This window comes from Pseudomonas sp. C7.1 (assembly GCF_056312395.1).
Genome location: NZ_JBWDTL010000003.1, coordinates 1,066,152 through 1,092,671, shown reverse-complemented (window position 1 = coordinate 1,092,671; position 26,520 = coordinate 1,066,152). Strand labels below are relative to the sequence as shown.

At 58.9% G+C, this 26,520-nt stretch carries 18 protein-coding genes, 2 tRNA genes and 3 rRNA genes; 4 read left to right on the top strand and 19 right to left on the bottom strand.

Features of this window, described 5'->3' with window-relative positions:
- Positions 1-47: 47 nt before the first annotated feature.
- The 5 genes from rrf to AC0T4W_RS08380 form a co-directional block, all read right to left on the bottom strand.
- Positions 48-163, bottom strand: a 5S ribosomal RNA gene (rrf, locus tag AC0T4W_RS08400).
- A 134-nt stretch (positions 164-297) separates the two neighbouring features.
- Positions 298-3,187: ribosomal RNA gene (locus AC0T4W_RS08395) — 23S ribosomal RNA — on the bottom strand.
- A gap of 244 nt (positions 3,188-3,431) precedes the next feature.
- A tRNA-Ala gene (locus tag AC0T4W_RS08390) sits at positions 3,432-3,507 on the bottom strand.
- Positions 3,508-3,538: 31 nt separating this feature from the next.
- Positions 3,539-3,615: transfer RNA gene (locus AC0T4W_RS08385), tRNA-Ile, on the bottom strand.
- 65 nt (positions 3,616-3,680) lie between these two features.
- Positions 3,681-5,217: ribosomal RNA gene (locus tag AC0T4W_RS08380) — 16S ribosomal RNA — on the bottom strand.
- The 16S, 23S and 5S rRNA genes sit together here with 2 tRNA genes alongside, the layout of an rRNA operon.
- Positions 5,218-6,339: 1,122 nt before the next feature.
- On the opposite strand from AC0T4W_RS08380, the gene AC0T4W_RS08375 reads away from it, so the two are divergent.
- The 3 genes from AC0T4W_RS08375 (at position 6,340) to AC0T4W_RS08365 (ending at position 9,873) form a co-directional block, all read left to right on the top strand.
- On the top strand, positions 6,340-7,011 hold the full coding sequence (locus AC0T4W_RS08375; protein ID WP_476318463.1) for a COG3650 family protein: 672 nt from the start codon (positions 6,340-6,342) through the stop codon (positions 7,009-7,011).
- A 102-nt stretch (positions 7,012-7,113) separates the two neighbouring features.
- Entirely contained in the window at positions 7,114-8,121 is a 1,008-nt protein-coding gene (gene gap, locus AC0T4W_RS08370; RefSeq protein WP_476318461.1) for a type I glyceraldehyde-3-phosphate dehydrogenase, read from the top strand.
- Positions 8,122-8,256: 135 nt separating this feature from the next.
- Positions 8,257-9,873, top strand: a complete 1,617-nt coding sequence (locus tag AC0T4W_RS08365; RefSeq protein WP_476318459.1) for an NAD(P)/FAD-dependent oxidoreductase — start codon at positions 8,257-8,259, stop codon at positions 9,871-9,873.
- A gap of 48 nt (positions 9,874-9,921) precedes the next feature.
- Here the strand turns inward: AC0T4W_RS08365 and AC0T4W_RS08360 are convergent, their stop codons facing one another.
- From AC0T4W_RS08360 to AC0T4W_RS08320, 9 genes are all read right to left on the bottom strand, one after another.
- Positions 9,922-10,434, bottom strand: coding sequence for an N-acetyltransferase family protein (locus AC0T4W_RS08360; RefSeq protein ID WP_476318457.1), 513 nt, complete (start codon positions 10,432-10,434; stop codon positions 9,922-9,924).
- A 110-nt stretch (positions 10,435-10,544) separates the two neighbouring features.
- Positions 10,545-11,639, bottom strand: coding sequence for a PLP-dependent cysteine synthase family protein (locus AC0T4W_RS08355; RefSeq protein ID WP_476318455.1), 1,095 nt, complete (start codon positions 11,637-11,639; stop codon positions 10,545-10,547).
- Between the two features lie 340 nt (positions 11,640-11,979).
- Entirely contained in the window at positions 11,980-12,312 is a 333-nt protein-coding gene (locus AC0T4W_RS08350; protein ID WP_476318453.1) for a Na+/H+ antiporter subunit G, read from the bottom strand.
- A 269-nt stretch (positions 12,313-12,581) separates the two neighbouring features.
- On the bottom strand, positions 12,582-12,851 hold the full coding sequence (locus AC0T4W_RS08345; RefSeq protein WP_476318451.1) for a K+/H+ antiporter subunit F: 270 nt from the start codon (positions 12,849-12,851) through the stop codon (positions 12,582-12,584).
- On the bottom strand, positions 12,836-13,339 hold the full coding sequence (locus tag AC0T4W_RS08340) for a Na+/H+ antiporter subunit E (protein ID WP_476318449.1): 504 nt from the start codon (positions 13,337-13,339) through the stop codon (positions 12,836-12,838). Before AC0T4W_RS08340 ends, AC0T4W_RS08345 begins: the two co-directional genes overlap by 16 nt.
- On the bottom strand, positions 13,336-14,841 hold the full coding sequence (locus AC0T4W_RS08335; protein WP_476318447.1) for a monovalent cation/H+ antiporter subunit D: 1,506 nt from the start codon (positions 14,839-14,841) through the stop codon (positions 13,336-13,338). Before AC0T4W_RS08335 ends, AC0T4W_RS08340 begins: the two co-directional genes overlap by 4 nt.
- Positions 14,838-15,167 carry a Na+/H+ antiporter subunit C gene (locus tag AC0T4W_RS08330; protein WP_476318445.1) on the bottom strand — a complete coding sequence of 110 codons (330 nt, stop codon included), beginning with the start codon at positions 15,165-15,167 and terminating at the stop codon, positions 14,838-14,840. The genes AC0T4W_RS08335 and AC0T4W_RS08330 overlap by 4 nt, the downstream gene beginning before the upstream one ends.
- Before the next feature lies 1 nt (position 15,168).
- Positions 15,169-17,961, bottom strand: a complete 2,793-nt coding sequence (locus AC0T4W_RS08325) for a monovalent cation/H+ antiporter subunit A (RefSeq protein WP_476318443.1) — start codon at positions 17,959-17,961, stop codon at positions 15,169-15,171.
- Between the two features lie 327 nt (positions 17,962-18,288).
- Positions 18,289-18,750: an outer membrane lipoprotein gene (locus AC0T4W_RS08320; RefSeq protein WP_476318441.1), complete on the bottom strand. Its 462-nt coding sequence runs from the start codon at positions 18,748-18,750 to the stop codon at positions 18,289-18,291.
- A gap of 180 nt (positions 18,751-18,930) precedes the next feature.
- On the opposite strand from AC0T4W_RS08320, the gene AC0T4W_RS08315 reads away from it, so the two are divergent.
- Positions 18,931-19,167 carry a hypothetical protein gene (locus AC0T4W_RS08315; RefSeq protein WP_476318439.1) on the top strand — a complete coding sequence of 79 codons (237 nt, stop codon included), beginning with the start codon at positions 18,931-18,933 and terminating at the stop codon, positions 19,165-19,167.
- Between the two features lie 7 nt (positions 19,168-19,174).
- Here AC0T4W_RS08315 and pdxH read toward each other — a convergent pair whose 3' ends face one another.
- The 5 genes from pdxH to dinG form a co-directional block, all read right to left on the bottom strand.
- The gene (gene pdxH, locus AC0T4W_RS08310) at positions 19,175-19,822 is read right to left on the bottom strand and encodes a pyridoxamine 5'-phosphate oxidase (RefSeq protein WP_476318437.1); all 648 of its coding nucleotides are present in this window, start codon (positions 19,820-19,822) and stop codon (positions 19,175-19,177) included.
- Between the two features lie 89 nt (positions 19,823-19,911).
- A complete protein-coding gene (locus AC0T4W_RS08305; RefSeq protein WP_476318435.1) occupies positions 19,912-20,598 on the bottom strand; it encodes an OmpA family protein in 687 nt (228 codons plus the stop codon).
- A gap of 95 nt (positions 20,599-20,693) precedes the next feature.
- The gene (locus AC0T4W_RS08300; protein WP_476318433.1) at positions 20,694-21,839 is read right to left on the bottom strand and encodes a serine hydrolase domain-containing protein; all 1,146 of its coding nucleotides are present in this window, start codon (positions 21,837-21,839) and stop codon (positions 20,694-20,696) included.
- Between the two features lie 74 nt (positions 21,840-21,913).
- Entirely contained in the window at positions 21,914-24,118 is a 2,205-nt protein-coding gene (locus AC0T4W_RS08295; RefSeq protein ID WP_476318431.1) for a beta-agarase, read from the bottom strand.
- A gap of 145 nt (positions 24,119-24,263) precedes the next feature.
- The gene (gene dinG, locus AC0T4W_RS08290; RefSeq protein ID WP_476318429.1) at positions 24,264-26,408 is read right to left on the bottom strand and encodes an ATP-dependent DNA helicase DinG; all 2,145 of its coding nucleotides are present in this window, start codon (positions 26,406-26,408) and stop codon (positions 24,264-24,266) included.
- Positions 26,409-26,520 lie beyond the last annotated feature (112 nt).

Sequence of the window (26,520 nt, the reverse complement as noted above, 5' to 3'; positions counted from 1 at the left end):
AAGTAAAACCCCCGATCAGTTTCCTGATCGGGGGTTTTGGTGTAGGTGCTTGACGATGACCTACTCTCACATGGGGAAACCCCACACTACCATCGGCGATGCATCGTTTCACTACTGAGTTCGGGATGGGATCAGGTGGTTCCAATGCTCTATGGTCGTCAAGCGATTCAGCTGGGATGTCGCGGTTAAGCGCTATCCCGAATTGGGTATGTGATAGATGGTTTTGCAGTGCTTACAAATTTTCGGCTGTTGCAGTCTTCATAGAGACACGCAAACATCAAATTGTTTGGGTGTTATATGGTCAAGCCTCACGGGCAATTAGTATTGGTTAGCTCAACGCCTCACAGCGCTTACACACCCAACCTATCAACGTCGTAGTCTTCGACGGCCCTTTAGGGAACTCAAGGTTCCAGTGAGATCTCATCTCGAGGCAAGTTTCCCGCTTAGATGCTTTCAGCGGTTATCTTTTCCGAACATAGCTACCCGGCAATGCCACTGGCGTGACAACCGGAACACCAGAGGTTCGTCCACTCCGGTCCTCTCGTACTAGGAGCAGCCCCTCTCAAATCTCAAACGTCCACGGCAGATAGGGACCGAACTGTCTCACGACGTTCTAAACCCAGCTCGCGTACCACTTTAAATGGCGAACAGCCATACCCTTGGGACCGGCTTCAGCCCCAGGATGTGATGAGCCGACATCGAGGTGCCAAACACCGCCGTCGATATGAACTCTTGGGCGGTATCAGCCTGTTATCCCCGGAGTACCTTTTATCCGTTGAGCGATGGCCCTTCCATACAGAACCACCGGATCACTAAGACCTACTTTCGTACCTGCTCGACGTGTCTGTCTCGCAGTCAAGCGCGCTTTTGCCTTTATACTCTACGACCGATTTCCGACCGGTCTGAGCGCACCTTCGTACTCCTCCGTTACTCTTTAGGAGGAGACCGCCCCAGTCAAACTACCCACCATACACTGTCCTCGATCCGGATAACGGACCAGAGTTAGAACCTCAAGGTTGCCAGGGTGGTATTTCAAGGTTGGCTCCACGCGAACTGGCGTCCACGCTTCAAAGCCTCCCACCTATCCTACACAAGCAAACTCAAAGTCCAGTGCAAAGCTATAGTAAAGGTTCACGGGGTCTTTCCGTCTAGCCGCGGATACACTGCATCTTCACAGCGATTTCAATTTCACTGAGTCTCGGGTGGAGACAGCGCCGCCATCGTTACGCCATTCGTGCAGGTCGGAACTTACCCGACAAGGAATTTCGCTACCTTAGGACCGTTATAGTTACGGCCGCCGTTTACCGGGGCTTCGATCAAGAGCTTCGCGTTAGCTAACCCCATCAATTAACCTTCCGGCACCGGGCAGGCGTCACACCCTATACGTCCACTTTCGTGTTTGCAGAGTGCTGTGTTTTTAATAAACAGTCGCAGCGGCCTGGTATCTTCGACCGGCATGGGCTTACGCAGTAAATGCTTCACCCTCACCGGCGCACCTTCTCCCGAAGTTACGGTGCCATTTTGCCTAGTTCCTTCACCCGAGTTCTCTCAAGCGCCTTGGTATTCTCTACCTAACCACCTGTGTCGGTTTGGGGTACGGTTCCTAATTACCTGAAGCTTAGAAGCTTTTCCTGGAAGCATGGCATCAACCACTTCGTCATCTAAAAGATAACTCGTCATCAGTTCTCGGCCTTAAGATCCCGGATTTACCTAAGATCTCAGCCTACCACCTTAAACACGGACAACCAACGCCGTGCTGGCCTAGCCTTCTCCGTCCCTCCATCGCAGTAATTAGAAGTACGGGAATATTAACCCGTTTCCCATCGATTACGCATTTCTGCCTCACCTTAGGGGCCGACTCACCCTGCGTCGATTAACGTTGCGCAGGAAACCTTGGTCTTTCGGCGTGGGAGTTTTTCACTCCCATTGTCGTTACTCATGTCAGCATTCGCACTTCTGATACCTCCAGCAAGCTTCTCAACTCACCTTCACAGGCTTACAGAACGCTCCTCTACCGCTCATCCTAAGATGAACCCGTAGCTTCGGTGTATGGTTTGAGCCCCGTTACATCTTCCGCGCAGGCCGACTCGACTAGTGAGCTATTACGCTTTCTTTAAAGGGTGGCTGCTTCTAAGCCAACCTCCTAGCTGTCTAAGCCTTCCCACATCGTTTCCCACTTAACCATAACTTTGGGACCTTAGCTGACGGTCTGGGTTGTTTCCCTTTTCACGACGGACGTTAGCACCCGCCGTGTGTCTCCCGTGCTGACACTTGTTGGTATTCGGAGTTTGCATCGGTTTGGTAAGTCGGGATGACCCCCTAGCCGAAACAGTGCTCTACCCCCAACAGTGATACACGAGGCGCTACCTAAATAGCTTTCGAGGAGAACCAGCTATCTCCGAGCTTGATTAGCCTTTCACTCCGATCCACAGGTCATCCGCTAACTTTTCAACGGTAGTCGGTTCGGTCCTCCAGTTAGTGTTACCCAACCTTCAACCTGCCCATGGATAGATCGCCCGGTTTCGGGTCTATACCCAGCGACTGTCGCCCTATTAAGACTCGCTTTCGCTACGCCTCCCCTATTCGGTTAAGCTCGCCACTGAATATAAGTCGCTGACCCATTATACAAAAGGTACGCAGTCACCCAACAAAGTGGGCTCCCACTGCTTGTACGCATACGGTTTCAGGATCTATTTCACTCCCCTCTCCGGGGTTCTTTTCGCCTTTCCCTCACGGTACTAGTTCACTATCGGTCAGTCAGTAGTATTTAGCCTTGGAGGATGGTCCCCCCATATTCAGACAAAGTTTCTCGTGCTCCGTCCTACTCGATTTCATTGATAAGAGAATTTCGTGTACGGGGCTATCACCCACTACGGCGGCACTTTCCAGAGCCTTCCACTATTCTCAAATCAACTTAAGGGCTAGTCCCCGTTCGCTCGCCACTACTAAGGGAATCTCGGTTGATTTCTATTCCTCAGGGTACTTAGATGTTTCAGTTCCCCTGGTTCGCCTTACACACCTATGTATTCAGTGTGTAATAACCAGCTTATGCTGGCTGGGTTCCCCCATTCAGAGATCTCCGGATCAAAGTCTGTTTGCCGACTCCCCGGAGCTTATCGCAGGCTACAACGTCTTTCATCGCCTCTGACTGCCAAGGCATCCACCGTATGCGCTTCTTCACTTGACCATATAACCCCAAGCAATCTGGTTACTGTCTCTAACGTGAAGACGACATTCGCCGAAAATTTGCAATTGAGAACTACAAATTTTACCTTGACCAAATTAATTACCAGTGAAAGTAATTAATCAGTCACTTCTATCACATACCCAAATTTTTAAAGAACGATTTTCTTACTGGTCAAAGACCAGAAATCAACATTCATCTGCTTTTGCAGGAACGCTCATTTCTGAACTCTCAACGCGTCTGTATATGGTGGAGCCAAGCGGGATCGAACCGCTGACCTCCTGCGTGCAAGGCAGGCGCTCTCCCAGCTGAGCTATGGCCCCATATTCGTACAAGGCCAAACCCCACAACAATTGGTGGGTCTGGGCAGATTCGAACTGCCGACCTCACCCTTATCAGGGGTGCGCTCTAACCAACTGAGCTACAGACCCAATCGTCTTTCGCAATGAATCAAGCAATTCGTGTGGGAACTTATGAAGAAGCTGAAGTCTTCGATTAAGGAGGTGATCCAGCCGCAGGTTCCCCTACGGCTACCTTGTTACGACTTCACCCCAGTCATGAATCACACCGTGGTAACCGTCCCCCCGAAGGTTAGACTAGCTACTTCTGGTGCAACCCACTCCCATGGTGTGACGGGCGGTGTGTACAAGGCCCGGGAACGTATTCACCGTGACATTCTGATTCACGATTACTAGCGATTCCGACTTCACGCAGTCGAGTTGCAGACTGCGATCCGGACTACGATCGGTTTTATGGGATTAGCTCCACCTCGCGGCTTGGCAACCCTTTGTACCGACCATTGTAGCACGTGTGTAGCCCAGGCCGTAAGGGCCATGATGACTTGACGTCATCCCCACCTTCCTCCGGTTTGTCACCGGCAGTCTCCTTAGAGTTCCCACCATTACGTGCTGGTAACTAAGGACAAGGGTTGCGCTCGTTACGGGACTTAACCCAACATCTCACGACACGAGCTGACGACAGCCATGCAGCACCTGTGTCAGAGTTCCCGAAGGCACCAATCTATCTCTAGAAAGTTCTCTGCATGTCAAGGCCTGGTAAGGTTCTTCGCGTTGCTTCGAATTAAACCACATGCTCCACCGCTTGTGCGGGCCCCCGTCAATTCATTTGAGTTTTAACCTTGCGGCCGTACTCCCCAGGCGGTCAACTTAATGCGTTAGCTGCGCCACTAAGAGTTCAAGACTCCCAACGGCTAGTTGACATCGTTTACGGCGTGGACTACCAGGGTATCTAATCCTGTTTGCTCCCCACGCTTTCGCACCTCAGTGTCAGTATCAGTCCAGGTGGTCGCCTTCGCCACTGGTGTTCCTTCCTATATCTACGCATTTCACCGCTACACAGGAAATTCCACCACCCTCTACCGTACTCTAGCTTGCCAGTTTTGGATGCAGTTCCCAGGTTGAGCCCGGGGATTTCACATCCAACTTAACAAACCACCTACGCGCGCTTTACGCCCAGTAATTCCGATTAACGCTTGCACCCTTCGTATTACCGCGGCTGCTGGCACGAAGTTAGCCGGTGCTTATTCTGTCGGTAACGTCAAAGTAGCAACGTATTAAGTTACTACCCTTCCTCCCAACTTAAAGTGCTTTACAATCCGAAGACCTTCTTCACACACGCGGCATGGCTGGATCAGGCTTTCGCCCATTGTCCAATATTCCCCACTGCTGCCTCCCGTAGGAGTCTGGACCGTGTCTCAGTTCCAGTGTGACTGATCATCCTCTCAGACCAGTTACGGATCGTCGCCTTGGTGAGCCTTTACCTCACCAACTAGCTAATCCGACCTAGGCTCATCTAATGGCGCGAGGCCCGAAGGTCCCCCGCTTTCTCCCGTAGGACGTATGCGGTATTAGCGTCCGTTTCCGAACGTTATCCCCCACCACTAGGCAGATTCCTAGGCATTACTCACCCGTCCGCCGCTCTCAAGAGAAGCAAGCTTCTCTCTACCGCTCGACTTGCATGTGTTAGGCCTGCCGCCAGCGTTCAATCTGAGCCATGATCAAACTCTTCAGTTCAATACTGCTTGGGTTTTGAGAAAACCCTAAACTTAGCTCAGCAATCGTTGGTTACATCTTTGATTTCTCGCGGAGTAACTTGTGATGCTGATAATCTTGCGACTAGCAGTCTTACCTCACAAGCACCCACACGAATTGCTTGATTCAGTTGTTAAAGAGCGGTGGTTAAGTCTTTCGTCTCAACCGAGGCGCGCATTCTACAGCAGCCTCATCTTACGTCAAGCTGTTTTTCGAAGTTCTTTCCGAAGAAGTTCTTTCTACTCAACTACTTGCGCTTCCGTTCAGCCCTAAGCTTCTCGTTAGCGGGAGGCGAATTCTACAGCGTTTCAAACCGCTGTCAACCACCTCTTTTACTGCATCCGATCATCTCGACCGAACCGCCTATTGCCGCTGACAGAAACTGGCGCGGCTGTTCGCTCATTGCTGTGACCTCCTGCTGATTAAATGATGCGTGATTATCGAACCATAACTCGATAATCAACATTGCCCTCAGGGGAACACCATTAGCCCGGATCCACCGCAAGAAATTCGTACAGCCTATCCACGGCACTCTTCTGCGCCGCGCGATCCGAATGAACCAAGACGTGCTCACCATAAATAGACACTAGGACGTGAGCGTTCAGCTGTCCCACCGTTAGTTTCGCCTGACCTATAACAAATCGCTGCCCAGCATCCCGCGCAGGTGGCTGTATGAAACTCGCCACCTCTGCCCGTCGACCTCAAAGGCGACCTCAAGCAGATTCAGGCCGGCGACACTCGAGCACCGGGGGTGGTGAGCGCGGTGTTACTGCCTGCGTCGTAATAATTGACCTGCCGCCCAATGTGCAGTTGCTTGCGCACGGCAGCAATCCACTTGGGATCGCTCAGCACCCGATCCACAATGGCGCGAAGACGGTAGAGCCCAAAGCCGCAGGCCTGTTTTAGATTGAGCCGGCGAGGATCAATGGCCCAACCACAACCATCAAAAACCGACGGTTAACCCTCAGGGCATTTCATGCAACAGACTGCATTGCCCTGATTGACATGCCCAGCCAGGCTGAGAATGCCGCCACCAGTGGTGGCATGCCCTTGTGGTAGGCCAGGGGCCTAGGTAACGTGAGCGCACTTCTCAGGAGTGACACGATGCGTTTCAGCCGCCCTTTTTGCTTTGCCTTGTTACCACTGCTCGCCAGCTGCCAGGTGTTTACCGACAAACCCGCCGAGCCTGCAATCGCGCAAACGCGCATGCAGGGTGAGCTGAGCCTGAACGCGGGCCAGTTGCTGTTTCGCCCCTGCCAGGAACAACGTCAATTTCTCCTCAAGGAAGACAGCTCCGCCGAGCTGAGCAGCGATGCCAACACGCTATTCGCTGACGGCCACACAACCCTCTATGTCGATATGCGCGGCCAGCTGCAGGCCAATGCGCAGAAAGGTGTCGATGGCCAATTCGTGCCAAATCAAATCTATCGCGTTCAGGCTGAAGGCCATGGCTGCTCGGACATCAACTTCGCCCGCACCATTCTGCGTGCCAGCGGCCATGAGCCGGACTGGAATATCGCGGTGAGCAATCAGGGGCTGATCCTCAATCGCCCCGGTCAGGAGCCGCAGGCCCTGCCCTACCTGGAAGAGCAATTACCCGAAGGCCGCCTCAACCTCAGCAGCGAAGCCAATGGCCAACGCCTTGAGCTGTGGGTCGCCCGCCAGCGCTGCGTAGACGGCATGAGTGGCGCGGTGCAGCACCTGAGCGCTGAATTGCGCCTCAACGGTGAAGTCCTGCGTGGCTGTGCTTACCTGGGCGGCGCGCGCAACGACTGAGCCATGGATGCACCGACCCATGCGCAGTTGGCTGAGATAGATCAGCCGCTTGACAGACGATTGGCCTAAGCTGCAAGGGAAGTCAGCCAAAGGGATATCGTTATGCTGCGCATTGCTATAAATGGATATGGACGTATCGGTCGCTGCCTGGTGCGCGCGTTGTTCGAGCGCAAACTGGAGCAGCAGATTCACCTCACCGCGATCAATGACCTGGGTGAGCAAAGCACCCTCGCCCACCTCACCCGCTTCGACTCCACCTTCGGCCGCTTCCCTGGGGATATCCGCCTTGACGGCGATACCTTGCTGGTAAACGGCCACCCGATCCAGCTGCTGCGTGAGCGCGAAGTGACCAATCTGCCCTGGCGTGAGCACGCGGTGGATCTGGTGCTCGAATGCACCGGCAAACTCAAAAAGCGCGAACAGGTCGAACAGCACATCAGCGCTGGCAGCCCACGCGTATTGCTTTCGCACCCGCTCGACACCGCCGACCTGACCGTGGTCTACGGCGTCAATCACCAACTGCTGGGCGATCAGCAGATCGTGTCCAACGCCTCCTGCACCACCAACTGTCTGGCGCCGATGGCCAAGGTGCTGCACGAGGCCGTGGGCATTCGCCAGGGACTGGTCAACACCATCCACTCCTACACCAACGACCAGAACCTGCTGGACAAGACCCACAGCGACCTCTACCGCGCCCGCGCTGCTGCGCTGTCGATGATCCCCACCAGCACCGGCGCGGCCAAAGCCATCGGCCTGGTGATGCCGGAGCTAATCGGCCGTCTGGATGGTTTGTCGATACGCGTACCCACGCCCAACGTCTCGCTGGTTGATCTGACCTTTACCAGCGAACGCCCGACCAGCCGCGAAGCAATCAACGCCGCGCTGCAGGCCGGCGCTTTGCAATTGCCGCCGGGGGTGATGGAGTGCAACGAACTGGCGCTGGTGTCCAGCGACTTCAACGGCTACCCGGTGTCCTGCGTGGTCGACCTCAGCCACACCCGCGTGCAGGGCGACCTGGTCAAGGTCTTGGCCTGGTATGACAACGAGTGGGCCTTCGCCAACCGCATGCTTGATGTGATGCTGGCCTGGGTAAAGCCCGAGACGCGCTAGCACTCAGGGCTGAGACCGACAAATGGCAGGCCGCCTCTCTCTATTGGCGGCGGCCTTTAGCCACAGATCGGGCGTATAATCGCCGCCTTTTAAAGCTGCCGGGTTACCTCCGGCCCTGAAAGTGGATCGCCCCCAATGTTACGCATCACCGAACTCAAGCTGCCTCTCGATCATCTTGACGAGGCCCTGCGCCCGGCCATCATCCAGCGCCTGGGGATTACCGACAGCGAGCTGCTCGACTTCACCCTGTTCAAACGCAGCTACGATGCGCGCAAGAAATCCACTGAGATGCACTTTATCTACACCATCGACTGTGAGCTGCGCGATGAAGCAGCGCTGCTGGCCACGTTCAGCGATGACCGGCATATCAGCATCACCCCGGATACCGCCTACAAACCCGTCGGCATGGCACCTGAAAACCTCGCAGAGCGTCCACTGGTAGTCGGCTTTGGCCCGTGCGGGATTTTCGCTGCGCTAATTCTCGCCCAAGCAGGCTTGAAGCCCATCGTGCTGGAACGCGGCACCGAAGTGCGCCAGCGCACCAAGGACACCTGGGGCCTGTGGCGCAAGAACGTACTCAACCCCGAGTCCAACGTGCAGTTTGGCGAAGGCGGCGCCGGCACCTTCTCCGACGGCAAGCTGTACAGCCAGATCAAGGACCCCAAGCATTACGGGCGCAAGGTGCTGCACGAGTTCGTCAAAGCAGGCGCGCCGGACGAGATTCTCTACGTCAGCAAGCCGCATATCGGCACCTTCCGCCTCACCGGCGTGGTCGCCACCATGCGGGAGGACATCAAGGCATTGGGCGGCGAAGTGCGCTTCCAACAGCGCGTCAGCGATGTGCTGATCGAGAATGGTCAGTTGCAAGGCGTGGTGCTGGACAGCGGCGAGCAGATTCTCAGCAGCCAGGTGATCCTGGCTCTGGGCCACAGCTCGCGTGACACCTTCCGCATGCTGCACAAACGCGAGGTGTTTATGGAAGCCAAGCCGTTCTCGGTGGGCTTTCGTATCGAACACCCGCAGGGGCTGATCGACCGCGCGCGCCTGGGCAAATACGCCGGCCATCCCAAGCTCGGCGCGGCGGATTACAAGCTGGTGCACCACGCCAAGAACGGGCGCTCGGTCTACAGCTTCTGCATGTGCCCGGGCGGCACCGTGGTCGCCGCCACCTCCGAGCCGAACCGTGTGGTGACCAACGGCATGAGCCAGTACTCGCGCAACGAGCGCAACGCTAACGCCGGTATCGTCGTCGGCATCACCCCGGAGCAGGATTACCCCGGCAGTCCGCTGGCCGGTGTGGAGTTGCAGGAGCGCCTGGAATCCCAGGCTTATCTGCTCGGCGGCAGTACCTATGAAGCACCGGGGCAATTGGTCGGCGACTTTATTGCGGGCAAGCCATCGACCGCCCTAGGCAGCGTCGAACCGTCGTATAAACCGGGAATCAAGCTCGGTGACCTGGCCCTGGCGCTGCCGGACTTTGCCATCGAAGCCATCCGCGAAGCGCTGCCGGCCTTCGGCAAGCAGATCAAGGGTTTCGACTTGCATGACGCGGTGCTGACCGGCATCGAAACCCGCACCTCTTCGCCACTGCGCATCACCCGTGGCGCGGATATGCAGAGCCTCAACGTTCGCGGCCTGTACCCGGCAGGGGAAGGCGCGGGTTACGCCGGCGGCATTCTCTCCGCCGGGGTCGATGGCATTCGCGTGGCCGAAGCACTGATTCGCGACATGCTAGGGATTGCCGAAGCCTGATCCTCAAGCCCGCGCCGTGCGCACCCGAAAAAGCCATGGCACCTGTGCTTACAGGTGCACCTGCAAGTGACAGACCGTGGTGCGCTGCGAGCCGTTGGGGCGGCGGTCGGGGTCGGCGTAGGTTTCGATCTCGACAAACCCGGCTTTACGCATCATTCCCGCCGAGGCAGCGTTCTCTTCGTGGCGGTCGATATAAATATCGGTCACGCCCTGCTCGCCCAGTTGCCTTGCCACTTGCTGCAACAACTGCAAGCCTAACCCTTGCCCGGCCATATCGCGATGAATCACGGCTTCGCAGATGTAGCCGTGCAATTGGCCACGGCGCGCTTCGGGCTGATAACGCGCGAAGTGCCTGGACGGCTGATAACTGACAAAACCCAGCAGCTCGCCCCCACGCTCGGCTAATAACGCCTTCACCGAACCCTCAGCGATAGCCTGCAGATGGGCAGTTACTTCGTCGTGGGGTAGGTGATTCCATGGGTTGGGGCCGTGTTCGAAGATCAGTGCACACATCCCAGCGATGTCCTGAGTCTGTGCTGGGCGGATCGCAAAATCGCTCATTTATTCCCTCTGTTCAGGAAACCCTCGGTTCTTGTAGCCCGGATGCAATCCGGGAGTGTTCTTGTGCCGGACATCGTCCCCGGATTACATCCGGGCTACGGGGCTGTGGGTTACAGGCCAGCCGTTGGCAAATCACCCGGCAAGGCGAGGCCACGTTCGGCGCAATCGGCCACAGCAGCGATTAACCCAGCCAACTCGAAGCCCTGGACGCTAAGCCAAGCCTGATCGTAGTAGGTGTCGGCATAGCGTTCGCCGCCATCACAGAGAATCGCCACCACAGAACCGCACTCCCCGGCCGCGACCATACGCTGCGCCACCAGCAGCGCGCCAATCAGATTAGTGCCGCTGGAGCCGCCCACTTTGCGCCCCAAGCGTTGCGCCAGGTAATGCATGGCGGCTAGGGACAAGGCATCCGGCACCTTGCACATGGCGTCGATTACCGATGGCAGAAAGGACGCCTCGACCCGTGGCCGGCCGATACCTTCGATACGCGAGCCATGGTTCAAGCACAGGCTGGCATCGCCCGTGCGGTAGTAATCGAAAAACACTGAGCGCTCGGCATCAGCGCACAGCACCTGGGTGTAGTGACGGCGATAGCGCACATAGCGCCCCAAGGTGGCCAGGGTACCGCCAGTGCCAGGGCTGGAGACCAGCCAGCTCGGCTCGGGAAAGCGCTCGCTGCGCAGCTGCTGAAAGATCGACTCGGCAATATTATTGTTGGCGCGCCAGTCGGTGGCGCGCTCGGCGTAGGTGAACTGATCCATAAAGTGCCCGCCGGTCTCGCGTGCCAGGCGCTCGGACTCGGCGTAGATCTGCGTCGGGTCATTCACCAGATGGCTCTGCCCGCCGTAGAAGGCGATCTGTGCAATTTTCTCTTTCGAAGTGCTGGCTGGCATCACCGCGATAAACTCTAGCCCCAGCAAGCGGGCAAAGTAGGCCTCGGAAATCGCCGTGGAGCCGCTGGATGCCTCGATTACCGGCGCACCAGGCTTAAGCCAGCCGTTACACAGCGCGTAAAGAAATAGCGAACGCGCCAGACGATGCTTGAGGCTGCCGGTTGGGTGACTGGACTCATCCTTAAAATACAGCTCAACACCCGGCAAGCCCGGCAACGCCAGAGGAATTAGGTGGGTATCGGCGCTGCGTTGAAAATCCGCTTCGATGATGCGGATCGCTTCGCGCGCCCACTGCCGTGCTGTGCTCATTTCAGCTCCTCAATCGGACCGGGGCGATGCTGCGGGCAATAAAGCAGCTGCGCTACAGCCTCATGGCCATCCCCCTGGAAGATCCTCGCCACATTAATACCCTGTTCGGCCATAGCCACCTCCGTCGCAAAACTGGAGTGTAGAGGGGCTTGCCCGGAGCAGACAGATACAGTCAGACGCGCGAACTGTGTGACGAGTGGCAGCAGGCCGCGCCACGCAGCCCGGCTGCACGGCGGATAGCGGATCAGCCATGTGAGGCAGACCGCCACACCGCCTCGGCCGTGCTTATTTCCTGGATTGCGCCAAGGCTTATCCTGCTACGGAAAGCGGATACGCCGCCCTACTGATCCCAAGGCTTACCGCGGGTCTGCTCGCTAATCCGCAGCTTCTGCTGCAGCGCGGCCTTGGCCAGCATATGGGCGCTGCCCGGTGCAGTGATAAACAGAAACAGGGCGATCAACAGCTCATGCAAACTGATGCCCTCACCACGAAAGCTGAAGTAGATCAGTGAGGCGATCACCATGCCGCCCACGCCCAGGGTGCTGGCCTTGGTCGGGCCATGCAGGCGCATAAAGAAGTCCGGCAGGCGCAGCAAACCAAGCGCGCCGATCAAGGCGAATAGGCTGCCGATCAGCAGAAACAGCGCCACCAGCGCTTCGATCCAGATATCCATTCAACAATCTCCGTAGAGCGTTTTTACGATCTCGCGAGCTAGAGCCATGCAAGGCAAGAACAGGCGAGAAACGTAGCGTAGCGCAGTAACAGCCGTAGGCTGGCCCGCAGGGTGAGCGCAGCGAATCAAGCGGAGTTTACGAGCTGTAAATGAGCACTACTCGCTTCGCTCGCCCTTCGGGCCGCGCTGAAGTGCGTTAGCCGCAAGCAGCTTGCCGAGCCTGTTCTTAACGCAGCAGGGCCGACGCGCAGCAGATCGTAAACTCGTTCTCATTCGATGATGTCGCCACGCAGTAAATACTTGGCCACGGCCACCGTACCGATAAAGCCCATCACAGCGATCAGCAGGGCCGCTTCAAAATACAGGTCCGAACCCAGCCAGATGCCGAGCAGCACCAGCATGGCAATCGCGTTGATATACAGGGTATCCAACGCCAGGATGCGGTCGGGCAAGTCCGGGCCGATGATCAGGCGCGCCATAGTCAGCACCAGGGCCAGGCCGATGATCAACAGGCACAGCGGAATCACGTAGGCGAGCATGTGAACACCTCCAGCAAGGGTGCTTCGTAGCGCTGTTTGATTTCTGCCACCATGGCTGCAGCGTCAGGTACATCCAGGCCGTGCACCAAGAGCATCTTGCGGTCATCGCTGAGGTCAGCGGATACCGTGCCTGGGGTCAGGGAAATGATACTGGTGAGCATGGTCAGGGCCAGTTCATCTTCCAGCAGCATGGGGATTTCCACGAACGCCGGCCGCAGCTTGGCAGTCGGCCCGAGGATCAGCTTGGCCACGTGCAGGTTGGCGGTGACGATATCGCCAAGGATGCGCAACAGAAACAGGCACAGCTTAAATGGCTTATAGACCCGTGGCGGGTTGATCCAGAACACCTGGGTCAGCAGCGGAATCGCCCAGCCGAGCAGCGCACCGAGTAGCCAGTGGCCCAGACTCAGGTCGTTCATCAACAGCAACCAAACCAGCAGCAGGCACAGGCTCAGTAGCGGGTGGGGTAACCAGCGGCGTGCTTTCATCGTGCAGCTCCCGATTCGATGATTTGCCGGTACAACGCCAGGTCATGCAGTTGGCTGGCCGTGGCCTCGACATAACTGAGCAGCGGCGCAGCGCCAACCATCAGCAGCAGGCTGAGCAGCAGCAGGCCGGCGCAGGCCAGCAAGCGGCCGTAATCCAGTTCGGCGCTGTCCAGCTGACTCAGACCGACGCGCCAGAACAGCATACTACCGGCACGGCTCAGGGCAATCAGGGTCAGTAGACCGCCGCCCAGCACCACCGGCCACAGCAGCAGCGCCTGCAAGCCAGGCTCCAGCGAGCGCAAAAGCAGCAACTTACCGATAAACCCGGAGAGTGGCGGCAGGCCAGCCACGGCAATGGCGCCGAAGAAGAACAGACCGCCGAGCAGATGCGGGTTCTGCAGCGCCGGGCCCTGCACCAGCAGCGCCTGCTTCTCGCCGCGCTGACGGGCAATCAGGTCAGCCAGCAGGAACAGCCCACCAGCCACCCAAGTGCTGTGCACCAGGTAATACAGAGCAGCCGCCAGGGCTTGCTCGGTGCCGATGGCAATACCGGCGAGCAAGGTACCAACCGAAACCACCACCAGATAGGCCAAGAGGCCCTGCAGGCTGACAGCTGCCAGCGCGCCGATCACACCCAGTGCCAAAGTCAGCAAAGCAATCGGCCAGAGCCAGTCGCCCGCCATATTGGCCAAGCTGCCGGCGTCGTCACCGAAGATCAGCGTGTACACGCGGATGATCGAATACAGGCCGACCTTGGTCATAACTGCAAACAACGCCGCAACCGGTGCAGTGGCCGAGGCATAGGCCTTGGGCAGCCAGAAATACAGCGGCAGAAACGCCGCTTTAAGGCCGAACACCACCAGCAGCAGCAAGCCGGCAGCGCCGAGCAGCGCCGCATCATCAGGCCCGGCAGCCGCCACCCGAACGGCCATATCGGCCATGTTCAGGGTGCCGGTGATGCCATACAGCACGCCCACCGCAAGGAGGAAGAACGCCGAACCCACCAGGTTCAGCACCACATAATGCAGCCCCGCCCGTATCCGCTCTACCCCGCCGCCATGCACCAGCAGCGCATAGGAGGCGATCAGCAGGATCTCGAAGAATACGAACAGGTTGAACAAATCACCGGTGAGAAAGGCGCCGTTGATACCCATTAGCTGGAACTGGAACAACGCATGGAAACTCTGCCCGCGTTCATCGTCACCGCGCACCGCGTAGAGCAAGGCAAAGCTGCCGAGCACCGCCGTGACCACCAGCAGCAAAGCGCTAAGGCGATCGAGCAGCAGGATGATGCCGAACGGTGCCGCCCAGTTACCGGCGGCATACACCTGCAGCACACCCTGGTCAGCCAGCCAGAGCAGGTAGCCGCTCAATGGCAGCAACAACAGGGTAGCTACCAGCGACAGGCTACGTTTGACGCGCATGCTCAGGCCCGCGCCCAGCAGCAACAGGCTACCGGCAAACATCGGCAGCAGGATGGGCAGGATCAAGCCGTGATTCATTGCGCAGGCTCCTGGCCGTCAACATGGTCGGTCTGGGTTTCACCCACGCTGCGCAGCGCCAGCACTACGACGAAAGCGGTCATGGCAAAACCGATCACGATGGCGGTCAACACCAGCGCCTGCGGCAGTGGGTCCGCGTAGCCGCTGCCCTTACCGATCACCGTGACCACACCACTCTGCAAACGGCCCATGGCAAACAGAAACAGGTTGACCGCGTAGGAAATCAGCGTCAGCCCTAGCACTACCGGGAAGGTCCGCGCGCGCAGCAGCAGATACACACCGCTGGCGGTGAGGATGCCCAGGGTCGCGGCAAATATGGCTTCCATCTCAAAGCACCTCTTGTACAGCTTTTTCCTGGGTCAACTTGCCCAAGTTAGCGAGAATCAGCAGGGTCGCGCCGACAACCGTCAGGTACACGCCCAAGTCGAAGAGCATGGCGGTGGCCAACTCGACTTCACCGATCAGCGGAATATGGAAATGACCGAAGGCCGAGGTCAGGAACGGCCGGTCAAACAGCCAGCTACCCAAACCGGTGAGACCGGCGATCAACACCCCAAGCCCCGCCATGCCCTGGTAATTAAGCGGCAGACGCGATTGCGTCCACTGCACGCCACTGGCGACGTACTGCAGGATCAACGCCACAGCCGTTACCAAGCCGGCAATAAAGCCACCGCCCGGTAGGTTGTGCCCGCGCAGGAAGATAAACACCGAGACCAGCAGCGCCATCGGCAGTAGCACCCGCGACAGGGTGGCGAGAATCAGCGGATGGCGATCACGCGCCCAGTCGCGACCCAGCGCATCGACCTTAGGCTGGATCAGGCGCAGACCGTCGAGCAGCGCGAAGATACCCACGGCGGCAATCGCCAGCACGGTAACCTCACCCAGGGTATCGAAGCCACGGAAGTCCACCAGAATCACGTTGACCACGTTGGTGCCGCCACCGCCCGGTACGCTGTTCTCCAGGAAGAATGCCGAAATACTGTCGTACGGCCGCGTCAGCACGGCGAACACCAGCATCGCCACCATCACCCCGCTGCCGACCGCCAGGGTGAAATCGCGCAGGCCGCGCAGGCTGCTCGACTCAATGCAGGTATGAGCCGGCAGAAAGAACAGCGCGAGCATCAGCAGAATGATGGTCACCACCTCGACTGATAGCTGGGTCAGGGCCAGATCCGGCGCCGAATAACGGGCGAAGGCCAGGGCCACCATGAGCCCAACCACACTGAGCATCAGCAGCGAAACCAGGCGCTGGCGATGGAAGACCACCGTTACCAGCGCGGCCAGGGCCATGATGCCCAGACCCAAGGCGGTGATGCCGTCGATTTCGGTCATCGGTATCGGCCCGCTAATCTGCGGCAACGAGCTCAGGCCCTGAGTCACCACCAGCAATGCTGCAGCCAGCAGCAGCGCCAGATAACGCTGCAGCGAAGCATTCTCCAACCAGTGGGTGACGACGCTACACACCTTGACCAGGATCAGTACGCCGCGTTCGAACAGCAGCTTGGCGTCCACGCTCGGCAGCCCTGCATACCAGCGAAACAGTGGCTGACGGAACACGTACACCAGAATCCCGCCGAACAGGGCAATAAAGCTCATCAGCAGCGGCAGGTTGAAACCATGCCAGATCGCCAAGCTGTAACTCGGCACCTCGCCACCCAGGGTGGCCGCAGCGGCAGCGGCCAGCAACGGCGCTACGGTGTAAGCCGGGACAATCCCCACTAGCAAGCAGAGAAACACTAAAATCTCCACAGGCACCTTCATATAGCGGGGCGGCTCGTGTGGTGGGTATTTGGGCAGATTGACCGGCTCACCATTAAAGAACACGTCGTGGGTAAAGCGCAGCGAATAGGCCACCGAGAACACTCCGCCCAGTGTCGCCGCTGCAGGAATCACCCAGTTGAAGCTACCCAGCAGGTGCTGGTTGAGCGTCTCGGTAAAGAACATTTCCTTGCTCAGAAAGCCGTTGAGCAGCGGCACCCCGGCCATCGCCGAGGCGGCCACCATGGCCAACAGCGCCGTGTGCGGCATGTACTTCCACATACCGTTGATACGCCGCATATCGCGGCTGCCGGTTTCGTGATCGATGATCCCCGCCGCCATAAACAACGAAGCCTTGAAGGTGGCGTGGTTGATGATATGAAACACCGCTGCCACCGCAGCCAGGCGCGTGTCCAGGCCAAACAGCAAGGTGATCAGGCCCAGGTGGCTGATCGTCGAGTAAGCCAGCAGGCCCTTGAGATCATGCTGAAACAGTGCCATCCCGGCACCGACCAACAAGGTCACCAGGCCGGTGATGCTGACCAGGTAGAACCACCACTCCGAACCCGCCAACGCCGGATACAGGCGCGCCAGCAGAAACACCCCGGCCTTGACCATGGTCGCCGAGTGCAGATAGGCCGACACCGGCGTCGGCGCAGCCATGGCGTGGGGCAGCCAGAAATGGAACGGGAACTGCGCCGACTTGGTAAACACGCCCAGCAGCACCAGAATCAGTGCCAGCGGATACAGCTCATGGGCGCGAATCGCGTAACCCGCAGCCAGTACCTGGGACAACTCGAAACTGCCGGCGATATGGCCAATCAACAGAATCCCGGCGAACAGTGCCAGGCCACCACCACCAGTCACGGCCAGGGCCATGCGTGCGCCTTTACGAGCATCCGAGCGAGCGCCCCAAAAGCCGATCAAGAGGAACGACGACAGGCTGGTCAGCTCCCAGAACATCAGCATCAGCAACAGGTTTTCTGACAGCACCACGCCGAGCATGGCGCCCATAAATAGCAGGAGGAAAGCGAAGAAGCGCCCCATCGGCTCCTTCTTCGACAAGTAATAACGCGCGTAGAGAATGACCAGCAGGCCAATACCGAGAATCAGCAGGGCAAACAAAAAGCCCAGGCCATCTAGACGCAGGCTGAGATTCAGACCCAGGGCCGGTAACCATTCCAGCTTGACCTTGAGCAGCTCGCCGGCGAACACCGCAGACTGTTGCGAGAGCAGCAGTACCAGAGCCGTTAGCGGCGCAAAACCTGCTGCCGCAGCGCAGGCGGAACGGCCCAGGCGCTCGGCCAGCAAAGGCAGAAAGATGCCGAGAAATGGCAAGGCGATGATCAGCGCAAGCGTCATAGAAAAACCCCTTAATACGAACCCGGCACGTACTCGTGCCCGGCTGACTCCCTAACCTGCTGACTGGCGGTCCGCCACAGGCTTAACCTGAGCTGCAACCCGCGCAAAAATATTGCACCGCAGGGTAACTAATAGCCCGGTGGCACAAAAGCGTGCGCGATTATCCATAACTATCGGCCAGCCGTCATGGATAGAATCATTACTAAACACTCCGTTTTCCGCGAGCCTGCCTAAAAAACCTACTAAACACCGATAAACATCTGGTTTATCTGGAAAAAAGGCAATAAAAAACCGGATCAGTCAGGACTGATCCGGCCTCTTCGACACTCAGTGAGTAACGCGGCTGGTGCCATTCACGGTCATGATGCGCACGCGCTCGCCGACCCGAAAAATCTGGTTTTCTTCGACTGCCTGCACGTAGGCGCGCAGGCTGCCATCGTCTTCGCGCACGGTGACTTCCACACCTTGGGTGCGGGTCAGGCCTTCCTCGGTCATCGCCCCCAGCAGGCCACCGGCCACGGCACCAATTACCGCAGCCACCGCGCTACCACGCCCGCCACCAACGCCGCTACCGGCCACACCACCAATGACTGCGCCGGCACCGGCGCCGATTGGGGTTTTCGTGCCTTCGATTTTCACTGGGCGCAACGCTTCGATGGTGCCCATGCGTACGGTCTGCACTGCGCGTGCTTCATCGCGCGAATAGGTGTCGCCCGTGAGGCTGGAGGCGCAACCGCCCAGCAGGGCCAGCGCAGCAAACGAGGCAGCCAACAGAAAGGGGGTACGCATGATTGTTTCTCCAGTTAGGCAGGCCCTCATTAAAACGCTTACGCAGCGCCACTGTCACCCGCCAATATGCGGCAAAACTTTACCCACGATGCAGCGCAGGACCCCGGCGCGACACTTGGTCGCGTGCAGATACGACACCCAATCAGCCTAAGCTGCGGCTTGGCTTGGCTTGGGGGATTTATGGATTACTTTATCGTCGCCATCACCAGTGTTGCCGGGCTGTACTTTCACTGGTGGCTGTATGTGCGAATCAAGCGCTGGATGGACCGCGATCTGGCCCTGTCACTGGCTGGCGACTCAGCGGCCAAGCGCAAGTATATGCTCGCCCGCCTGGCTGAGGCGCAGGCCGCCGGCATCAAGCGCAGCGCCCTACCCACTTGGCTGGAGCAAGCCGCCGCGCACTACTCCGGCGACTAAAGCACACTCAGGGCGCTAGGCGCTCGCGCAGCCAGGCAGCGTTCTGCAGGCGAAAGTTGAGGCGATCATGCAAGCGACTGGAACGGCCTTGCCAGAACTCAATGCGCTCCGGCAGTAGGCGATAACCGCCCCAGTGCGGCGGGCAATGCGGGGCGCGATCCAGAAAGCGTTGTTCCGTTTCGGCCAGCAAACCTTCCAGTTCGGCGCGATCAGCAATTACCCGGCTCTGCGGCGAAGCCCAGGCCCCCAGGCGACTGCCCAGCGGCCGCACCTGGAAGTAGGCATTGCACTCTTCGGCGCTGACCCGCTCGACCCGCCCTTCGATACGCACCTGACGCTCCAGGCTCGGCCAGAAGAAGGTCATGGCGGCAAACGGATTGGCGGCCAGATGCTGGCCTTTGGCGCTGTCGTAGTTGCTGAAGAAGGTGAAGCCACGGGCATCCAGCCCTTTGAGCAGCAGCACCCGGCAGTGCGGGCGCCCTTCGACATCGACGGTCGCCAGGGTCATGGCATTCGGTTCGACCGGTAACTGCTCGGTCTTCACCGCATCGGCAAACCATTGCTCAAATAACGCAAAAGGCTCAAGCGGCGCTTGCGCCTCGCTCAAGCCATCGCGGGTGTAGTCACGGCGCATATCAGCCAGGGTTTGAGTCATCGGCAACTCCTCTTGTGCAAGTTTTACCTAGCTTACCTGCGAGCGCTCTGTCTGGCTTGATCTGCGGCAACCCGCTGTTGCGTAGCGCTTTACTGACCGCTGGCTGGTTTATCCACCTTAGCTACGGTTTTCGCGCGCTTATCAGCGGCTGGTTTGACAGCTGCTACTGCATTGGCGGGCGCAGAGGCCGGCTGGCTGTATTTGGAGATCAGGGCGTTGAGGGTGGCCTTAGAGGTCAGGAGGATTTCCACCCGGCGGTTCAACGCACGGCCTTCCTGGCTGTCGTTGGCCGCTCGCGGCATGTCCGAGCCCAGGCCCTTGACCATCAGGCGGTTCTGCTTAAGGCCGCTGAGGCGGAAAATCGAGGTAAAAGCGCGGGCGCGCTGTTGGCTCAGCTCACGGTTGGCATTCACTTCACCGCTGCTATCGGCATGACCGAGGATCAGCACACCGATGTTTTCATCACGTTCCAGCAGCTTGGCCATGCGGCTTAGTGGACCGAGGGTGGTCGGCAGCATCATATGTGGCCGGTCCGGGTTGAACGAACCCTGTACCGGGGCGGTAACTACCAACAGGTTTTGCCGACGCTCAAACTCGAAATGGGTGCCTTTGATCGCTTCCCGCACCTTCGGCTCATAAACATCCAGCCAGGCCTGGGTCACTGCGGGTGGCGGCATGGGCACCAATTTCGGGGCAGGCTTTAAATATTTGTCGAAAGCGCTGCAACCGCTGATCAGTGCACACAGGGCGATGGCGAGAGTTTTGTTGGCGAGCATCGGGTATCCACACGTGATAAACAAAAAAGAAGCCGGTCAGTGGCCCGCTCGTACAGCAGGCCATGCCAAGTTGCGCAGCAGTCTAGCTGAGCTCACTACAAACAATCAGCCACTAAACGCGCAAGTTTCTGCGCCCGTGGGTCCATTAAGACGAACGGCCCTAGGTTATTGGTGACAAAACCGAAGGCCACATCCCGCTCCGGGTCGGCAAAGCCAATGGAGCCGCCAGCGCCAGGGTGACCAAAAGCGCGTGGGCCCATGCCGTAAGTGGCGTTGGCGACCTCGGGTTGATCGAGCATACAGCCCAGGCCGACGCGAGTACGGGTCAGCAACGTCTTGTCCTCGCCCACCGCATGTTCACGGGTCAGCTCGGCCAGCAACTCGCTGTCCAGCAGGCGGCCATCCAGCAGGCCGCTGTAAAAACCGGCCAGGCTGCGAGCGTTGCCATGGCCGTTGGCCGCCGGCTGTTGCATGCGCCGCCATTCAGGCTTGTTAGTGCTGGTCATGATCGACGGCGGATTGGTAAAAGCCCGCGTACTCATAGCAGTGGGCTCGCTCATCATGGTCTTGAGCAGGCGCTGGGCTGCCGCGTCGCCCAAATTGCCCTTGCCGCGAGAGATAATCGCCACCCGAGCAAACTCCTCATCCGCCAGGCCGACATGGAAATCCAACCCCAAGGGTTTGGCGGTACGCGCGACGATGGATTCGCCCGGCCCACGCCCCTCGACCCGGCGCAACACCTCACCCACCAACCAGCCATAAGTGATAGGCGCATAACCATGGCCCTCGCCCAAGGCCCACCAGGGCTGTTCGGCGGCCAGCGCCGTGGTCATGGCCTGCCAGTCATACAGCGCCTCTGGCGGTAGCATCTGGCGCAAGGCCGGCAGCCCGGCCTGATGGCTTAGCAAGTGACGTAGGGTGATCTTGCCCTTACCGGCGGCAGCGAACTCCGGCCAGTAGCGCGCAACCGGCGCATCCAGCTCCAGCTTGCCCTCGCCCACCAGTTGCAAGGCGGTGACTGCGGTAAAGGTCTTGGTGCAGGAGAACAGGTTGAGGATGGTGTCGCTGTGCCAGGCCTGTTGGCCGTCTTTGTCCGCCGTGCCGGCCCAGATATCCAGCACGGTTTCGCCGCCAACCTGCACACACAGCGCCATGCCACGTTCCTGCGGCTCCTCGAACAACGCCGCGAATGCCTCTTTGACCGCCTCGAATTTGAGATCGAAATAACCCTGTATCTGCACCACCCTACTCCCCTTCTAATACTCGGCCAAATGCTTGGCAGATTGTTTCAACTTTAACGCCTGCGAAGAATCCTTTACGGCGTCGCAGAAGCTGGCATCACCACGTGTTTGAGGAGAGTTTTCGGCACATCCAGGTTGGCTTCGCGCACGGCTTTGACGAAACCATCCCACGGCCGGTCGGTGATCGCCACCAGACCCAGGTGGCCATTCTCACCGTCCAGCAGACGTCCGGTAACCGGCTGATCAAGGTATTGAAACCAGTGCAAACCGACGATCTGCGGTTCTTCCAGAGCCTTGCTCAGGAAATGTGCATAGGCCGGGCCGCGCTCTTCTTCCTTGTAGACCTCGGCAACCCCGCCCCAGAACGGCCCACGGTCACGCGAGCCGAAGTGAAATTCGGTGACCATCAGCGGCTTGTCCAGTTGGCGCAACATGGCGAAGTCATAACCGTGCTGCGGTTCACGGGTGTAGAAGTTGAAGCTCAACACATCGCAGAACTTGGCACAGGCATTCACTGCCTCGGGGATGCTGCTGGCGAAACGGCCACCCAGCAGCATGTGATTGGGCGCGTGCCAATCGAGCGAGTCGGCAATGGTCTTGAAATAGGTTTCGGCATACAGGCGTAAGAATGCCTGCATGTCCTTCTCGATGGCCGTGAACTCGGCGCTGGGCAGCGGCGCCTTAAAGCCCGGATCTTCCATCAGCTCCCAGGCCGGCAGCTCGACACCCCAGGCACGGGACAAGCCATTGTGGTTACGGTATTTGTCGCGAAGCTGCTTGAGGAAGGCGCGCTTGGCCGGCACATCGGTGCTCAAGCGCAGCGTGGCGTACGCCAGGGCGTAACGACCATTAGGGTCATCCGCAGGACCGGCCCAAGCCAATTCGTTATCGGCGAAATAACCGAGTAGCCAGGGGTTGTCACGGTGATCGCGCGAGGCAATTGCAACGGCGCGCTCGGTGGCCATGGCAAAACGCGGGTCGAACGGATCAGGCATCGCGCCCCACCAATCGACGCCGGTGCTGATGGTGGCGTAATCGCCATGAATCGACAGCGCAATGCTGAACGGCATACGCGTATCACCACCAAAGGCCGGCTCGCTCCAGTTACCCAGAGTGTTAAAGCCCCAAGCCTGCAGGCGGTCCTGGCTCAGCGTGCGCCAGGCAGCCGGGTCAACCTGACCATAACTGCGCTGCAGGTTGGCCTTGTAGAAATCGAACCAGCGCCCGCTGGCAAACGCCCGGCCCTGATTGGCGCCAGTGTCGCTACGGCTATCCGACGTGCCGAAATAGGCTGCCAGTGCCTCACCCGGCTGCGGCAAACCGGCAAACATTGCCTCACGCCCTTCAACATAGGTGGCGCTCTGCTGCGCAGTCACCGCATTGACGCCCAGCGAGTAGAACGGATGCCCCTCTGGCGTTACCAGAAACCAACGGCCGTCGCGCTTCTCGGTACGGAAAAAGCCACTCGCCGCAAACGGCATCCCACCGGTCCAGCCCGCAAATTTGTCCTGCGCAGGGCGCTCGGCCAGCCAGGCATGCAGTTGCTTCTGCTCCTCGGCCACAGCCTGCTGTAATTGCTTGTCGTTCTCGACCTTGCCCGGCCAGTCAGCCCTTGCGTATTGGCCATAACTGTCAACGATGCCCGCATAAGCCGCCGCCGAGAGTTGCTCGTTACTCACGCCAAACTGGCTGATCAGGATATGTTGCGCGGCTTTCGGCTGCGGCATGGACAGGATGACCGCCCTGACCTTGCTCAGGTCCAGCGCGCCGCTGACCGTATCCGCCAACAGCAGGCGCTGGCCTTTGTGCGTCCAGGGCATCGGCACACCGGCACGCATACCCTGATCGCGGGGCGAAGTTGCCTGCAAGGGAATCAACAGGGTTTGCGCGGGGCCGGCAGGCAGGGCGATACGCGTATTCAGGCGCTGGCCGTCAGTGCTCTCGATCAACACATCTAGGGTCAGCGCCCAGTCCATGGCGTTCTGTACACGCAGGCTCACCTGAGTCTGCTGCGACCAGTCCCAACTGCCGCTTTGCGGTGTCAGGCTTAGGCTCGGCTGCTCGGCGGGATGGAAGGTCACCCGGCGCAGCACTTCGCCTTGCGGGGTCGGTTCGCCAATGCGGTTAGGCAATTCGGCATCCTGCGTCGTCACCTGCACGGCATCCATCGGCCGTACAAAGTTGAACAATTCCTGCGGCTCTGTCGCCGTGACTGCACCGCTAAAACCCACGAGCACCGATAGCAGAACAGCCGTTTGCAGCCTGCGCTTAACCTTCACGAACCACACTCCACCATCATTCTTTCAACCACCTCGGGCAACACTGTCCGAGGCAAAATACAGACCCTGCTTAACAAGGCATTGTCCACGCGCCAGTTGGAGTCGACACAGCGCGACGAGTTGCGCTAGACCGACAAACGGGCAGTCAGGTGATTTCCCGACGAAACGGCGGCAAGGCATTGAGTATCGACTTGCCGTAGCGCTGGGTCACTACACGCCGGTCCAGCAGGGTAATAATGCCGCGATCCGCTTCGGTGCGCAGCAGCCGCCCGCAGGCCTGAACCAGGCGCAGCGAGGCGTCCGGTACGGCAATTTCCATAAAGGGGTTACCGCCACGCGCCTCGATCCATTCAGCCAGGGCCGCCTCCACCGGATCGTCCGGTACGGCGAAGGGGATCTTGGCGATCACCACATGCTCGCAGTAGGCACCGGGCAAATCGACGCCCTCGGCAAAACTGGCCAGACCGAACAGCACGCTTTCCTCACCGGAATCGACCCGCGCCTTGTGCTTGTTCAGGGTTTCCTGTTTGGACAGGTTGCCCTGGATAAACACCCGTTTACGCCAGTCGCGCTCCAGGCCCTCAAATACGTCCTGCATCTGCTTGCGCGAGGAAAACAGCACCAGGGTGCCGCGCGAGCCTTCAACCAGGCCGGGCAAATCGCGAATGATCGCAGCCGTATGCGCCACTGCATCACGCGGATCAGCATTCAGATTAGGTACCCGCAGCACACCGGCGTCGGCGTGATGGAACGGGCTCGGCACCACGGTGGTAACCGCCACTTTCGGCAAGCCGGCGCGCATGCGATAGCGATCAAAGGTGCCCAGCGCTGTCAGGGTCGCTGAGGTCACCAGGGCGCCATAGGCGACATTCCACAGGTTACGCCGCAGGGTTTCAGCGGCCAGAATCGGGCTGGCATTGACCTCGATATCAAACAGCGCACCGCTGTCGGCCAGGGTCAGCCAGCGCGCCATCGGCGGGCTTTCCTCCTGGTCTTCGGCGGTAAAGGCCAGCCACAATTCCCAGTTGCCCTTGGCCCGCGCCAGCAGGCTGCCGAACAGCGGATACCACTCCTCGGCCTGATGGCTGGCAATGCCGACAGCGCCCTCGCCATCCATGGCTTCCTTGAGCTGCTCAGTTACGCCGGTGAACAGATCATTGAGCTTGGAAAAACCCTTTTTCAGCTCCAGGCCCAGCTCAGTCAAGTGCTCCGGCACCACACCGCCGATAAAGCGATGGCGCGGCCGCTCACGGCCTTGCATATCCTCGCCCGGCTTGAAATCGGCCACCTGCTCACAGGCGGCGAACATAAATTGCTGCTGGGTTTTGAGCTCGCGCGCCAGTTCCGGCACCTGCTCGATCAGCCGGCCGAGATCCCCCGGCAATGGATTCTGCGCCAGCAGCTTGGTCAGATTTTTGTCGATCTGGGTCAGCCAATCGGCAGTCGAACGCAGGCGGGTGAAGTGAGCGAAATGGCCGATGGCCTTATCCGGCAGGTGATGGCCTTCGTCGAACACGTAGAGGGTGTCGCGCGGGTCCGGCAGCACCGCACCGCCACCCAGCGCCAGGTCGGCCAGGACCATATCGTGGTTGGTGACAATCACATCGACCTTGCCCATGCCTTCGCGCGCTTTGTAGAAGGCGCACTGTTGAAAATTTGGGCAATGACGATTGGTACACTGGCTGTGGTCGGTGGTCAGCTGCGACCAACGCGTGTCTTCCAGCTCTTCGGGCCAGCTGTCACGGTCACCGTCCCATTTATTGCCGGCAAGTTTTTCGATCATTGCGGTGAACAGTTTCTGACTCTGCTCATCCACATCGATCTTGAAGCCTTCTTCCTCAAACAGCTGAGCGGTGGAGCTCTGCGCCTGGCCTTCCTGCAGCAAAATATCCAGCTTGGATAAACACAAATAACGCCCCCGCCCCTTGGCCAGGGCGAAGCTGAAATTCAGCCCGCTATTGCGCATCAAATCCGGCAGATCCTTGTGCACGATCTGCTCTTGCAGGGCCACGGTGGCCGTGGCGATCACCAGGCGCTTACCTGCTGCCTTGGCAGTGGGAATCGCCGCCAGGCTGTAGGCCACCGTCTTGCCCGTACCGGTGCCGGCCTCAACCGCCACCACAGCAGGGTCGCCTAGGCGCCGGCCTTCGTCGTCAGCCTTGATCGCACCCAGCACCTTGGCGATTTCAGCAATCATCAGGCGCTGGCCATAGCGCGGTTTGAGCGACTTGGCTTCGAGAAAACGGGAGTAGGCGCCCTGAATCTGGGACTTGAGTTCGGTACTGAGCATGGGGTCTTGGCGCGAAAGGCTGGATAAATTTTCAGTGTTTGTAATCGGCGGCTATCATAGCGCGCTAATTGATCCAGCGCTGAACCCTTAGAGCCTGTTTCTAACGCAGCAG